Source organism: Pseudomonas veronii, assembly GCF_001439695.1.
GTDB classification, from domain to species: domain Bacteria; phylum Pseudomonadota; class Gammaproteobacteria; order Pseudomonadales; family Pseudomonadaceae; genus Aquipseudomonas; species Aquipseudomonas veronii.
Genome location: NZ_JYLL01000003.1, coordinates 1 through 13025, shown reverse-complemented (window position 1 = coordinate 13025; position 13025 = coordinate 1). Strand labels below are relative to the sequence as shown.

Sequence of the window (13025 nt, the reverse complement as noted above, 5' to 3'; positions counted from 1 at the left end):
GACCGAGGCGCGGCCATCGGGAGACAGGGGAATGCATTCCAAATGTGGGAGGGGGCTTGCCCCCGATGACGCCAGTAGCCACACAACAGAATTCAGCAAAGGTGCTCTATGACAGCAGCCAACGTATACCAACAACGCCCCACCACCGGGGCCAAGGCCGAGTCGTCGCTGCACCATGCCGACCTCGCCAGCCTGATCGGCAAGGGCCGCAAGAATGCCGGCGTGACCATGCGTGAAAAGAAACTGCTCGGCCACCTGACTATTCGCGGCGACGGCCATGACGCCGCCTTCGCCGCTGGCGTCCACAAGGCCCTGGGCATCGAACTGCCCGGCGCGCTGACGGTGATCGTCAACGGCGACACCAGCCTGCAATGGCTCGGCCCGGACGAGTGGCTGCTGGTGGTGCCGAGCGGTGAAGAATTCGCCGCCGAACAAAACCTGCGTGCCGCCCTGGGCGATCTGCATATCCAGATCGTCAATGTCAGCGGCGGCCAACAGATCCTCGAACTGCGCGGCCCGAACGTGCGCGACGTGCTGATGAAGTCCACCAGCTACGACGTACACCCCAACAACTTCCCGGTGGGCAAGGCGGTGGGCACGGTGTTCGCCAAGTCGCAATTGGTGATCCGCCATACCGCCGAAGACACCTGGGAGCTGGTGATTCGTCGCAGCTTCTCGGATTACTGGTGGTTGTGGTTGCAGGATGCCTCGGCCGAATTCGGCCTGAGCGTTCAAGCCTGATATGACCCCCACCCCCCTCACCCGCCACCCTGTAGGAGCGAGCTTGCTCGCGAAAACCTCAAGGGCACTGCGGTCATCCAGGATGCCCGCGTTATCGTTGACGATTTTCGCGAGCAAGCTCGCTCCTACAGGGGTGGGTGAGGCCGGGCTTTGCTTGAGGAGTGACCTGTCATGAGCCGCGCACCCGACACATGGATTTTGACCGCCGACTGCCCCAGCGTGCTCGGCACGGTGGACGCGGTCACCCGCTACCTGTTCGAGCAGGGTTGCTACGTCACCGAGCACCACTCGTTCGATGACCGGCTGTCAGGGCGCTTTTTTATCCGCGTGGAGTTTCGTCAGCCGGAGGGTTTCGATGAGCAAGCGTTCCGCGATGGCCTGGCCGCGCGCGGGGAAGCCTTTGGCATGGTCTTCGAACTGACGGCGCCGAACTATCGGCCCAAAGTGGTGATCATGGTGTCCAAGGCCGATCACTGCCTGAACGACTTGCTGTACCGCCAGCGTATCGGCCAACTGTCGATGGACGTGGTCGCGGTGGTGTCCAACCACCCCGATCTGAAACCGTTGGCCGACTGGCACCAGATTCCCTACTACCACTTCGCCCTCGACCCCAACGACAAACCGTCCCAGGAGCGTCAGGTGTGGCAAGTGATTGAAGACACCGGCGCGGAACTGGTGATCCTTGCGCGCTACATGCAAGTGCTGTCGCCGGAGCTGTGCCGCAAGCTGGATGGCAAGGCGATCAATATCCACCACTCGTTGTTGCCGGGGTTCAAGGGCGCCAAGCCGTATCACCAGGCGTACAACAAGGGTGTGAAGCTGGTCGGCGCGACGGCGCATTACATCAACAACGACCTGGATGAAGGCCCGATCATCGCCCAGGGTGTGGAGGTGGTGGATCACAGCCACTACCCCGAGGATCTGATTGCCAAGGGGCGCGATATCGAAGGGCTGACCCTGGCCCGGGCGGTGGGGTATCACATTGAACGGCGGGTGTTTTTGAATGCCAATAGAACGGTGGTGCTCTGACTGACGCCATCGGGGGCAAGCCCCCTCCCACAGTTGAATGTGTTCACAAATCAAAATGTGGGAGGGGGCTTGCCCCCGATGAGGCCCTAACAAACAACACAAGAAACAGCATCTGTACCCGAGCAGTCAACGCGCTGCCCACCCACGGGCAACGCGCTTTCATAAAAACAACAGCGAGGTGAAAGCATGTCTGGTAATCGTGGTGTCGTGTATCTCGGCAACGGCAAGGTCGAAGTACAGAAAATCGACTATCCCAAAATGCAGGACCCCCGTGGCAGGAAGATTGAGCACGGCGTCATCCTGCGCGTGGTCTCCACCAACATCTGCGGCTCCGACCAACACATGGTGCGCGGCCGCACCACTGCCCAGACCGGCCTGGTGCTCGGTCACGAGATCACCGGTGAAGTGATCGAGAAGGGCAGCGACGTCGAGAACCTGAAAATCGGCGACCTGGTGTCAGTGCCCTTCAACGTCGCCTGCGGCCGCTGCCGCTCCTGCAAAGAGCAACACACCGGCGTGTGCCTCACCGTCAACCCGGCCCGTGCCGGTGGCGCCTACGGCTATGTCGACATGGGCGACTGGACCGGCGGCCAGGCCGAATACGTGCTGGTGCCTTACGCCGACTTCAACCTGCTGAAACTGCCGGACCGCGACAAGGCCATGGAGAAAATCCGCGACCTGACCTGCCTCTCCGACATCCTGCCCACCGGCTACCACGGCGCCGTCACCGCCGGCGTTGGCCCTGGCAGCACCGTCTACATCGCCGGTGCCGGCCCGGTCGGCCTGGCCGCTGCCGCCTCCGCACGCCTGCTGGGCGCGGCGGTGGTGATCATCGGCGACGTCAACTCCATCCGCCTGGCTCACGCCAAGGCGCAAGGGTTTGAAGTGGTCGACCTGTCCACCGACACGCCGCTGCACGAACAGATCGCTGCCTTGCTCGGTGAGCCGGAAGTGGACTGCGCCGTCGACTGCGTGGGCTTCGAAGCACGCGGCCACGGGCATGACGGCGTCAAGCACGAAGCCCCGGCCACGGTGCTCAACTCACTGATGGGCGTGGTGCGCGTGGCGGGCAAGATCGGTATCCCCGGCCTGTACGTCACCGAAGACCCTGGCGCCGTCGACGCCGCCGCGAAGATGGGCAGCCTGAGCATCCGTTTTGGTCTGGGCTGGGCCAAATCCCACAGCTTCCACACCGGGCAAACGCCGGTGATGAAGTACAACCGCCAGTTGATGCAGGCGATCATGTGGGACCGCATTCACATTGCCGACATCGTCGGGGTCGAAGTCATCAGCCTGGATGACGCGCCGCGTGGGTATGGCGAGTTTGATGCGGGCGTGCCGAAGAAGTTTGTGATTGATCCGCATAAGTTGTTCAGCGCGGCGTAAACGCTAGAGCAAAAAACAAGGGCGCCTCGACGGGCGCCCTTATCAATTAGAGTGGGGCCGAGAGTCGAAGGTTAGCGGTCGATTTTATAGTTTCTGGCTTGCCCTCTTCATTTTCCGTCTGTACTTCAAGTGTTTTTCCACCATAGTCGCAGAATAGCTTTCCGTTAGCCTCCTGAACCCTGACCACGTTTTGCCATTGCCATTGGCGGTGTACGAACGGGGTTGATTGGATGCCGGAGCAGCAGGGCACTGCGAAATCCGCGGTGCCCGTGGCTTAGCGAATCGCCAGCGCGCCTTGATACACCGTCGGCCCGGTCGGCTGCTTGCTCACCGATCCACCCTTGGTTTCCGAGCTCACCATCAAGCCCACCGGTTTGCTGATGGATTCCTGCTGGCGTGGATTCAAGCCGATGATGCCTTTGCCATCTTCCGGCAACAGGCCGAGGGATACCGGCGTGCCGTCCTCGGGGATGGCCCACAGTTCCAGGCTCTGATCTGGGGCAGGGGCCGTGGAGGCAATCGGCTGCACTTCCAGGTAGTCCTTGTGGGCCATGATCTGCGCTGCCGGCTGCTGGGTGGTGGTCACCAGGGTGGCGGCGGATTTGACGCTGTCCTGGGTGTAGAGCGCGCCGCCGATACCGGCGGCCACTACAGCGCAGGCGCCGATGAACAGGCGCGGGCGGCTCCAGAATGAAGGCTTGTGATCAATCACTTGGGGGTGGATCGTCGTCATAAGTCTCTTCCTGACAAATTTTGTAGTCAGTTCATGGACCGGCTTATCGCAGTTGGGTTCCGGAGCGGGTTTGGAACAAGTGACGAAAAGGCCAGTCAAACGCCTGCTTTCACCCCTACATCCAGAGGTTGTTTCGATGAAGATTTCACGCGGTTTCGCCCTTTCCTGCCTGATGACCCTGGCAGCCGGCCCGGTATTCGCCGCCGGGTTCAGCCTTGGCGATGCGGCCAATGCGATTTCCGGTATGCAGGGCGGCAACAACAAAGCCGCTGCCGTTGCGCCGTCGTCCGAAACGGCCGGTTTGCTGAGTGCCCTGACCTCACAATTGAATGTCACCCCCGAGCAAGCCGTCGGCGGCACCGGCGCCATGCTGGGCCTGGCCAGGAACCAACTGAGCAGCAGCGACTATTCGCAACTGGGGAAAAGCGTGCCGGGTCTCGATCAACTGTCGGGCAGCAATGCGCTGGGCAGCCTCGGCGCCTTGAGCGGGATGCTCGGCCAGAGCGGCGGCAGCAAGACCAGCGGCCTCGACGGCCTGCTGGGTAACGTGAAGAACACCAGCGACCTGAACACCGCGTTCAGCGCGCTGGGCATGGACAGCGGCATGATCGGCCAATTCGCCCCGGTGATCCTGCAATACCTGGGCGGCCAGGGTGCCAACAGTTCGCTGCTGGGCAAACTGGGCCAGGCTTGGGGCACCGGCAGCTAAGGCCGTGGTCCTTCAAAGCGGGTTCGCCCCCGCTTTGAAGTGGCCGGCAGGTTGCGGGGAACAGCGTTACGGTTGGTACTCAAAAGTACATTGGGAGGCGTCGATCGATACAGCGCCGCCTTGATTCCCGCAGCTGGTTTCGTTCCATGCTGTACCGGTCGCGGCCTTCGGGTTGTTAAACCGCAGGCCCAATTGAACATAGGGTTTGGAAACGTTGTTCACCGGCTCTGCGTTTTCTCTTTGTGTTGTACCGCCATAACTGCAGAGTATTTTCCCGTGGATCATTTCGGCACTGACTAACATCAGGTTGTATTTAGGTTCGAGGTAGGTCTCGCTTGTGGCCGTGGACTGGCCCTCCCACATCTGGCCACCGGGCCCGGGGGCTTCGTATTTGAAGCCTTGGTTGAAGTCCGGAGGAAGGTCCGGGTCGGTATACGGCGTAGCTTTTATTGAACTGACTGCGGGGCACGTGGCCATTTCTGCATGGGCAATGTTCGCTACTGTCAGTAACGCCATGCCGGCGAAGAGGACTTTGATGGTCATGATCAGGGCACTCGACTGAGATGGAGTCCTTAGCCTAATCAGCCGCCCAAGGCGGGCGGAACTGTTAACTCTGACAGTTTTTTATGCGTTTTCAGACGATGCCCTATCGCGGGTTCGCAGCAGGGCAAGCGGGTCCAGGCGTGGGGCGCGGGTAGCCAAGGATTGAGTCAGCCCCTCGTTTGGCAATGCTGCGCAACAACTATCGAGGAACTGTGTGGGATGTTTCACCACCTACGGGGGCTGCTCCAGGAAAACCAACCCTCCTGGGGTGGATTCTTCAATCCGGTCAGGTAGGAGTCTTCCATGAACATCGTCAACACCTACAACGCTCTCGCTAGCGCTTCGTATCACGCCGCGACCCACAAGCCCGCTGCCGCAGAGCAAGGAAAAGCGCCCCACGACGCCAGCCAGGAGCAGGCTGATACCGTGAGCAGTCACGACACCATCGAGATAGCGCACGGGTGGCGTACCGGTGACGATTCGGCCACGTGGCCTAAGCGTCCGTAACGGTTACTTTGCCCATAAGGCCCCAGCGGTTTCGCCTCGCAGTTCCTGAATCCGCTGATCTTTCTCCATCCAGAGCCGGTTCACCCAGTTCTGTACGACCTGGCGAAACGCCGGGTCGTTTTCGTAGTCGCCCTGCCACAGCGCCGGGTCCAGCTCACGGGTGCGGATATCGATGATCACCTTCGGTACCGCCCCGCTGATCAGATCCCAGAACCCCGGCGTCTTCGCTTGCGGATAGACCACGGTCACGTCGAGCACGGCATCCAGTTGTTCGCCCAGTGCCGCCAACACAAACGCCACGCCGCCGGCCTTGGGCCTGAGCAGGTGGGCAAACGGTGAGCCTTGCTGGGCACGCTTGGCCTCGCTGAACCGGGTGCCTTCCAGGTAGTTGACCACCGTCACCGGCTGGCGCTTGAACAGCTCGCAGGCCTGGCGGGTGATCTTCAAGTCCTGGCCCGCCAGTTCCGGGTGCTTGGCCAGGAACGCCTTGGTGTAGCGCTTCATGAACGGATAATCCAGCGCCCACCAGGCCAGGCCCAGGAAGGGCACCCAGACCAGTTCTTTCTTCAGGAAGAACTTGAAGAACGGCGTGCGGCGGTTGAGGGCCTGGATCAGCGCGGGGATATCGACCCAGGATTGGTGGTTACTGATCACCAGGTACGAGGTGTCGCCGCGCAGGTCGTCTGCGCCGCGGATGTCCCATTGGGTCGGGATGCACAGCGCGAAGATCAGTTTGTCGATTTCGGCCCAGGTCTCGGCGATCCACATCACGGCCCATGACGCGTAATCGCGATAGCGACCGGGGGCCACCAGCTTGAGCAGGGCAAACACCGTCAGCGGCCCGATCAGGACCAGGGTGTTGAGCAGGAGCAGCAGCGAGACGAAACAGCCGGTGAGCAGGCGGCGCATAAGTAACTCTTGGAATCCTGTGGGCGGGACATAATAAGAGAGCGGCGTCTAGAGGCCAAATCGCAAATCGCCCGACGAATGTTTCACAATATGCCGGGTATGGTTGCAGAACTAACTAAGTGCTGCCTTTGCGGTCTAGAATTCGCCTACTTCTTTCCGAGGAAATCACTTCGTGAAACTGCTCCTTGCCTCGCTCGCCCTGGCGGCCTTGCCCGTTATGGCCGCCGAACCGACCGTTTACGGTCGCTACGAATACATCCAACTGCCGGAGATCGGCGAAACCTTCAAGGCCAAGATGGACACCGGCGCGCTGACCGCCTCGCTGTCGGCCCGTGACATCGAGACCTTCACCCGTGACGGCGACGATTGGGTGCGCTTCCGCGTCGGCGGCAAGGACGCCGGCAACAAAGTCTACGAACACAAGGTGGCGCGCATCAGCAAGATCAAGAGCCGCGCCGACGAAGACGAGGACAAGGAAGAAGCCACCGTGGCCACGCGCCCGGTGATTGACCTGGAAATGTGCCTGGGCAACGTCAAGCGCACCGTCGAGGTCAACCTCACCGACCGCAGCAGCTTCAACTACCCGCTGCTGATCGGCGCCAAGGCCCTGCGTGAATTCGGCGCCGCGGTGAACCCGGCGCGTCGCTACACCGCCGACAAGCCGGACTGCTGACGGACCGCCATGCCGCACATCCTGATTGTCGAAGACGAAGCGGCGATAGCCGACACACTGGTTTTCGCCCTGCAAGGCGAGGGCTTTACCACCACCTGGCTGAGCCTCGGCCAGGAAGCGCTGGCCCATCAGCGCCAGACCCCGGCCGACCTGATCATCCTCGACATCGGCCTGCCCGACATCAGCGGCTTTGAAACCTGCAAGCAACTGCGACGTTTCAGCGAAGTGCCGGTGATGTTTCTCAGTGCCCGCGATAGCGAGATCGACCGCGTGGTCGGGCTGGAGATCGGCGCCGACGATTATGTGGTCAAGCCGTTCAGCCCACGGGAAGTGGCGGCGCGGGTCAGGGCGATCCTCAAGCGAGTCGGCCCTGGCGTCGCTCCGGCGTTGTTCCAGGTCGACCTGGAGCGCATGCAGATCACCTACCGTGGCCTGGCACTGAGCCTGACTCGCCATGAGTTCCGCTTGCTGCAAAGCCTGCTGGAACAACCCGAGCGTGTGTTCAGCCGCGAACAACTGCTGGACGCGGTCGGCGTGCCGGCCGATGCCGGCTATGAGCGCAATATCGACAGCCATATCAAAAGCCTGCGCAGCAAATTACGCAGCGTGGCGGCGCAGGCCGAACCGATCCAGACCCATCGCGGCCTCGGCTACAGCTACAGCCCGAGCCACAGCTGATGCGCCTGGGGCTGCGGTTTTTCCTGGTCTACGCGCTGTTTATCGGCTTCACCGGTTACTTCGTGCTAAACACCGTGATGAAGGAAATCCGCCCCGGCGTGCGCCAGTCCACCGAAGAAACCCTGGTGGACACCGCCAACCTGCTGGCGGAAATCCTGCGCAACGACGTCAAGAACGGCACCCTCGCCCAAAGCCACTGGCCGGAGCTGCTCAAGGCCTACGGCACCCGTCAGCCGGGCGCGACCATCTGGGGCCTGCCGAAAAACCAGGTCAACCACCGCATCTACGTGACCGACGCCAACGGCATGGTGTTGCTCGACTCCAGCGGCGAAGCCGTGGGCCAGGACTACTCCAAATGGAACGACGTGTACCTGACCCTGCGCGGCGAGTACGGCGCGCGTTCCACTCGCAGCGCGCCGGATGATCCGGCCTCGTCGGTGATGCACGTGGGCGCGCCGATTCGCGACAACGGGCAGATCATCGGCGTGGTCACGGTGGCCAAGCCGAACAGTTCGCTGCAGCCTTATGTCGATCGCACCGAGCACCGGTTGCTGTGGTACGGCGCCGGCTTGGTGATCCTCGGCCTGCTGCTCGGCGCGCTGTTGTCGTGGTGGTTGAGCGTGGCACTGCGCCGGCTTACCGCGTATGCCGAGGCGGTCAGCGAGGGGCGGCGCGCCGAATTGCCGCATTACCGTGGCGGCGAGCTGAAGCAGTTGTCCACCGCTGTGGAGCACATGCGGACACAGCTGGAGGGCAAGGCTTATGTGGAGCATTACGTCCACACCCTGACCCACGAATTGAAGAGCCCGCTGGCGGCGATTCGCGGCGCGGCCGAGCTGTTGCAGGGCGACATGAGCCGCGAGCAGCAACAGCGCTTTGTCGGCAATATCGACAGCGAAAGTACCCGCCTGCAGCAGTTGATCGAGCGCTTGCTGAACCTGGCCCAGGTCGAGCAACGCCAGGGCCTGGAGGCGCAAGCCAGCCTGCCGCTGGCCGCGCTGGTGGACGATGTGCTCAAGGCCCAATGCGCGCGCATCGAAGGTGCCGGCTTGTGCATCGAACAAACGATCGGCGCGGAGGTGAAAGTCTTCGGCGAACCGTTCTTGCTGCGCCAGGCCCTGGGCAACTTGCTCGACAACGCCCTGGACTTCACGCCGGCGGGCGGGGTGTTGCGGTTCAGCGCACAGACCCGGCACAACGCTGTGCAGGTCAGCCTGTTCAACCAGGCCGCGCCGATTCCCGACTACGCCTTGCCGCGCCTGAGCGAGCGTTTCTACTCGCTGCCGCGTCCGGCCAGCGGGCGCAAAAGCACCGGCCTGGGCCTCAACTTTGTCGAGGAAGTGATGAAGCTGCATGGCGGCACGTTGCAGATCGGCAACGTACACGGTGGCGTGCAAGTGGTGCTGCATCTCCACACAGTCTCCACATTGCCCACATAAATTTCCCACATGCGCGGCTCACGCTTTCCCCATCAAAACAGGGAGAGCCCCATGAACCGCAGCCTGCTTTTCAAACTTGGCGCGATTGCGCTATTGATCCTGCTATTGCTGATTCCATTGCTGATGATCAACGGCCTCATCGCCGACCGCCAATACACTCGCGACAGTGTCCTGATGGATATCGCCCGTAGCTCCAGCTACAGCCAGCGCCTCACCGGCCCGGTGATGGTGGTGCCGTACCGCAAGACTGTCCGCGAGTGGAAGCTCAATGAAAAACTCAACAAGCGCTACGAGGAAACCCGTGAAGTGCGCGGTCGTCTGTATTTCCTGCCGGAGCGTTTTGAGCTCGACGGGCGGGTGCAGACCGAACTGCGCGCGCGTGGCATCTACCAGGCCCGGCTGTTCCACGCCGACAACCGCATCAGCGGACGCTTCGTCTTGCCGGAGCAATGGGGCATCAAGGAAAATTTCGCCGATTACCGCTTTGAGCCGGCGTTTCTGGCGGTGGGTATCAGCGATATTCGCGGTATCGAAAACGCACTGAAGCTGGAGCTGGGCAGCCAGCGCCTGGAGTTTGCGCCAGGCACCCACGTCGAGTGGCTGGGCGAGGGGGTGCATGTGGCGCTGCCGGAGCAGGACAGCAAAACCCCGGCAGCGCTGGACTTCGCCTTCGACCTGCGCCTGCAAGGCACCGAGCAACTGCAAGTGGTACCGGTGGGCAAGACCAGCCAGGTCACACTGGCCTCCAACTGGCCGCACCCGAGCTTCATCGGCAACTTCCTGCCGGCGCAACGGGAAGTCACCGACAAGGGCTTCAGCGCCAACTGGCAGACCTCATTCTTCTCCACCAACCTCGAAGAAGCCCTGCGCGGCTGCCTGGACGAACGCGGCTGTGACGACTTCAACAACCGCAGCTTCGGGGTGAACTTCATCGACCCGGTGGACCAGTACCTCAAGAGCGACCGCGCGATCAAATATGCGCTGCTGTTCATCGCCCTGACCTTTGCCGGTTTCTTCCTGTTCGAAGTGCTCAAGGGCTTGGCGGTGCATCCGATCCAGTACGCCCTGGTGGGGTTCGCCCTGGCGTTTTTCTACCTGTTGTTGCTGTCGTTGTCCGAGCACCTGGGCTTTGCCTTGGCGTACCTGATCTCGGCCAGTGCCTGTGTGTTGTTGATTGGTTTCTACGTGTGCCATGTGCTGCGCAGCGTCGCCCACGGCCTGGGGTTTTCGGCCGGGCTGGCGGCGTTGTATGGCTTGTTGTACGGGTTATTGAGTGCCGAGGACTACGCGCTGCTGATGGGCTCGCTGTTGCTGTTCGGCCTGCTGGGGACGGTGATGGTGCTGACACGCAAACTGGATTGGTACGGCGTGGGCAAACGCAAGGCGGCCGAGCCTTTGGCATTTGATCTGGAGGCCGTGCAATGATCGGGTTGCGTGAGGACCAGCGGGAGCGAGCGCAGTTGGTGGCGAGGATTGTGGCGTTGTTTCCTGCGCCACCTATGCGCAGGGTCAAACCGGCGGCTGTGTCTCAAGCATCGAAGGGCGCTGGCTGACTTCGGCGTACCAGGCGGCAAGCTGGGGGTTGGCGTCGCGCCAGTGCAGGTCCGGGTGGCGGAAATCCAGGTAACCCAATGCGCAGGCCACGCTGATCGCGGCGATATCGAAGTGGCTGGCCAGTTCGGCAATCGCATCCGCTTCCAGCTCCGCCAGGGTGCGCCGGATCTTGTGGCGCTGTTCGTCGAGCCACGGCGCCCAGTGTTTTTCCGGCGGGCGCAGGGCGCTCTCGTAACGCACCAGCACGGCGGCATCCATGATGGCGTCGGCCATCGAGGCCAGGGTCAGGCGACGCCAGCGGGCCGAGCCGTCACGCGGGATCAGCGGGTTGCCGACGTGCTGGTGGTCGAGGTAATCGAGGATCACCCGGCTGTCGTGCAACACCGTGCCATCGGCCAGGCGCAAGGCCGGGATCTTGCCCACCGGGTTTTCGTTGACCAGTTGCACGTCCGGGTTAACCGGTGTCGGCATGCAGAGCTGCAGGGCCACACGGTTCTGCTGGCCGGTTTCGGCCAGCAGCACGCGGACTTTGCGCACGAACGGCGAAGCGGGGTTGTGGAACAAGGTCATGCTGGGAGCGGACATAGGCATTCCTCTGGATGGGATGGGCAGTCGCTAGCCTAGTGGGTTGCGCGGTGGCTGGCGAGGGGGGGCTGTGGTTCTTGAGGGCCTCATCGGGGGCAAGCCCCCTCCCACAGGGGAATGCATTCCAAATGTGGGAGGGGGTTTGCCCCCGATGGCGTCCTCAGCCACGCCGCCTGAACAACGCCCAAGTGCCAACGACCGCAGGAATACCCAACCCAACTCAGCGCATCCCACAGCCCATCCCCCTGGATGGGATGGGCAGTCGCTAGCCTAGTGGGTTGCGCGGTGGCTGGCGAGGGGGGGCTGTGGTTCTTGAGGGCCTCATCGGGGGCAAGCCCCCTCCCACAGGGGAATGCATTCCAAATGTGGGAGGGGGTTTGCCCCCGATGGCGTCCTCAGCCACGCCGCCTGAACAACGCCCAAGTCCCAATGACCGCAGGAATACCCAACCCGACCCAACTCAGCGCATCCCACAGCCCATCCCTCTGGATGGGATGGGCAGTCGCTAGCCTAGTGGGTTGCGCGGTGGCTGGCGAGGGGGGGCTGTGGTTCTTGAGGGCCTCATCGGGGGCAAGCTCCCTCCCACAGGGGAATGCATTCCAAATGTGGGAGGGGGCTTGCCCCCGATAGCGTCCTCAACCACGCCGCCTGAACAACGCCCAAGTCCCAATGACCGCAGGAATACCCAACCCGACCCAACTCAGCGCATCCCACAGCCAATCCCTCTGGATGGGATGGGCAGTCGCTAGCCTAGTGGGTTGCGCGGTGGCTGGCGAGGGGGATTCCTGTGGTTCTTGAGGGCCTCATCGGGGGCAAGCCCCCTCCCACAGGGGAATGCATTCCAAATGTGGGAGGGGGCTTGCCCCCGATGGCGTCCTCAGCCACGCCGCCTGAACAACGCCCAAGTCCCAATGACCGCAGGAATACCCAACCCGACCCAACTCAGCGCATCCCACAGCCCATCCCCCTGGATGGGATGGGCAGTCGCTAGCCTAGTGGGTTGCGCGGTGGCTGGCGAGGGGGATTCCTGTGGTTCTTGAGGGCCTCATCGGGGGCAAGCCCCCTCCCACAGGGGAATGCATTCCAAATGTGGGAGGGGGCTTGCCCCCGATGGCGTCCTCAGCCACGCCGCCTGAACAACGCCCAAGTCCCAATGACCGCAGGAATACCCAACCCGACCCAACTCAGCGCATCCCACAGCCCATCCCCCTGGATGGGATGGGCAGTCGCTAGCCTAGTGGGTTGCGCGGTGGCTGGCGAGGGGGATTCCTGTGGTTCTTGAGGGCCTCATCGGGGGCAAGCCCCCTCCCACAGGGGAATGCATTCCAAATGTGGGAGGGGGCTTGCCCCCGATGGCGTCCTCAGCCACGCCGCCTGAACAACGCCCAAGTCCCAACGACCGCAGGAATACCTGGACTTGCCCCTATCAAACCGGACACCAACTCCCCGTTAAATTGATGCTGCTGCCAAGCGCCTAAACTCTCTTGGTGACCGATATTTCAGCGCGCTGTGCGGATGCTGCTCGTTGTAATGCTCGAA

Annotated in this window: 13 protein-coding genes; 9 read left to right on the top strand and 4 right to left on the bottom strand. The window is 62.3% G+C overall.

What is annotated here, in order from left to right; genetic code table 11:
* Positions 1 to 108: 108 nt before the first annotated feature.
* From TU80_RS04405 to fdhA, 3 genes are all read left to right on the top strand, one after another.
* On the top strand, positions 109 to 741 hold the full coding sequence (locus tag TU80_RS04405; protein ID WP_057003919.1) for a sarcosine oxidase subunit gamma: 633 nt from the start codon (positions 109 to 111) through the stop codon (positions 739 to 741).
* A 171-nt stretch (positions 742 to 912) separates the two neighbouring features.
* Positions 913 to 1770, top strand: a complete 858-nt coding sequence (gene purU / locus TU80_RS04400) for a formyltetrahydrofolate deformylase (protein WP_017847874.1) — start codon at positions 913 to 915, stop codon at positions 1768 to 1770.
* A gap of 186 nt (positions 1771 to 1956) precedes the next feature.
* Positions 1957 to 3156: a formaldehyde dehydrogenase, glutathione-independent gene (gene fdhA, locus TU80_RS04395; RefSeq protein WP_017847873.1), complete on the top strand. Its 1200-nt coding sequence runs from the start codon at positions 1957 to 1959 to the stop codon at positions 3154 to 3156.
* Between the two features lie 274 nt (positions 3157 to 3430).
* Here the strand turns inward: fdhA and TU80_RS04390 are convergent, their stop codons facing one another.
* Positions 3431 to 3889 (bottom strand): anti-sigma factor, encoded by a 459-nt coding sequence (locus TU80_RS04390; protein WP_057003918.1) that lies wholly within the window; start codon positions 3887 to 3889, stop codon positions 3431 to 3433.
* Between the two features lie 136 nt (positions 3890 to 4025).
* On the opposite strand from TU80_RS04390, the gene TU80_RS04385 reads away from it, so the two are divergent.
* Complete coding sequence (locus TU80_RS04385) at positions 4026 to 4598, top strand: DUF2780 domain-containing protein (RefSeq protein ID WP_017847870.1); 573 nt, start codon at positions 4026 to 4028, stop codon at positions 4596 to 4598.
* Positions 4599 to 4664: 66 nt separating this feature from the next.
* On the opposite strand, the gene TU80_RS04380 is transcribed toward TU80_RS04385, so the two are convergent.
* Positions 4665 to 5141, bottom strand: coding sequence for a hypothetical protein (locus tag TU80_RS04380; protein WP_057003917.1), 477 nt, complete (start codon positions 5139 to 5141; stop codon positions 4665 to 4667).
* A 303-nt stretch (positions 5142 to 5444) separates the two neighbouring features.
* Here TU80_RS04380 and TU80_RS04375 point away from each other — a divergent pair, with 303 nt between their 5' ends.
* Positions 5445 to 5648 (top strand): hypothetical protein, encoded by a 204-nt coding sequence (locus TU80_RS04375; RefSeq protein ID WP_017847868.1) that lies wholly within the window; start codon positions 5445 to 5447, stop codon positions 5646 to 5648.
* 3 nt (positions 5649 to 5651) lie between these two features.
* Here TU80_RS04375 and TU80_RS04370 read toward each other — a convergent pair whose 3' ends face one another.
* Positions 5652 to 6557: a 1-acylglycerol-3-phosphate O-acyltransferase, YihG family gene (locus TU80_RS04370; RefSeq protein WP_057003916.1), complete on the bottom strand. Its 906-nt coding sequence runs from the start codon at positions 6555 to 6557 to the stop codon at positions 5652 to 5654.
* A gap of 172 nt (positions 6558 to 6729) precedes the next feature.
* Between TU80_RS04370 and rloA2 the strand changes: the two genes are divergently transcribed.
* The 4 genes from rloA2 to creD are packed head-to-tail and all read left to right on the top strand — an operon-like array spanning position 6730 to position 10772.
* Positions 6730 to 7230, top strand: a complete 501-nt coding sequence (gene rloA2 / locus TU80_RS04365; RefSeq protein WP_046381822.1) for a retropepsin-like aspartic peptidase RloA2 — start codon at positions 6730 to 6732, stop codon at positions 7228 to 7230.
* A gap of 9 nt (positions 7231 to 7239) precedes the next feature.
* A complete protein-coding gene (gene creB, locus TU80_RS04360) occupies positions 7240 to 7908 on the top strand; it encodes a two-component system response regulator CreB (protein ID WP_057003915.1) in 669 nt (222 codons plus the stop codon).
* Positions 7908 to 9347 (top strand): two-component system sensor histidine kinase CreC, encoded by a 1440-nt coding sequence (gene creC, locus TU80_RS04355; protein WP_057003914.1) that lies wholly within the window; start codon positions 7908 to 7910, stop codon positions 9345 to 9347. The genes creB and creC overlap by 1 nt, the downstream gene beginning before the upstream one ends.
* Positions 9348 to 9398: 51 nt before the next feature.
* Positions 9399 to 10772: a cell envelope integrity protein CreD gene (creD, locus tag TU80_RS04350; protein ID WP_057003913.1), complete on the top strand. Its 1374-nt coding sequence runs from the start codon at positions 9399 to 9401 to the stop codon at positions 10770 to 10772.
* A gap of 84 nt (positions 10773 to 10856) precedes the next feature.
* Here the strand turns inward: creD and TU80_RS04345 are convergent, their stop codons facing one another.
* A complete protein-coding gene (locus TU80_RS04345) occupies positions 10857 to 11486 on the bottom strand; it encodes a glutathione S-transferase (protein ID WP_046381826.1) in 630 nt (209 codons plus the stop codon).
* Between the last annotated feature and the right edge of the window lie 1539 nt (positions 11487 to 13025).

Bases quoted from the DNA above. Each gene is read 5' to 3' on its own strand.
- creB (WP_057003915.1), top strand. From the start codon at position 7,240: ATGCCGCACATCCTGATTGTCGAAGACGAAGCGGCGATAGCCGACACA.
- purU (WP_017847874.1), top strand. From the start codon at position 913: ATGAGCCGCGCACCCGACACATGGATTTTGACCGCCGACTGCCCCAGC.
- creC (WP_057003914.1), top strand. From the start codon at position 7,908: ATGCGCCTGGGGCTGCGGTTTTTCCTGGTCTACGCGCTGTTTATCGGC.
- TU80_RS04405 (WP_057003919.1), top strand. From the start codon at position 109: ATGACAGCAGCCAACGTATACCAACAACGCCCCACCACCGGGGCCAAG.
- TU80_RS04370 (WP_057003916.1), bottom strand. From the start codon at position 6,557: ATGCGCCGCCTGCTCACCGGCTGTTTCGTCTCGCTGCTGCTCCTGCTC.
- creD (WP_057003913.1), top strand. From the start codon at position 9,399: ATGAACCGCAGCCTGCTTTTCAAACTTGGCGCGATTGCGCTATTGATC.
- TU80_RS04385 (WP_017847870.1), top strand. From the start codon at position 4,026: ATGAAGATTTCACGCGGTTTCGCCCTTTCCTGCCTGATGACCCTGGCA.
- TU80_RS04375 (WP_017847868.1), top strand. From the start codon at position 5,445: ATGAACATCGTCAACACCTACAACGCTCTCGCTAGCGCTTCGTATCAC.
- TU80_RS04345 (WP_046381826.1), bottom strand. From the start codon at position 11,486: ATGTCCGCTCCCAGCATGACCTTGTTCCACAACCCCGCTTCGCCGTTC.
- TU80_RS04380 (WP_057003917.1), bottom strand. From the start codon at position 5,141: ATGACCATCAAAGTCCTCTTCGCCGGCATGGCGTTACTGACAGTAGCG.
- fdhA (WP_017847873.1), top strand. From the start codon at position 1,957: ATGTCTGGTAATCGTGGTGTCGTGTATCTCGGCAACGGCAAGGTCGAA.
- TU80_RS04390 (WP_057003918.1), bottom strand. From the start codon at position 3,889: ATGACGACGATCCACCCCCAAGTGATTGATCACAAGCCTTCATTCTGG.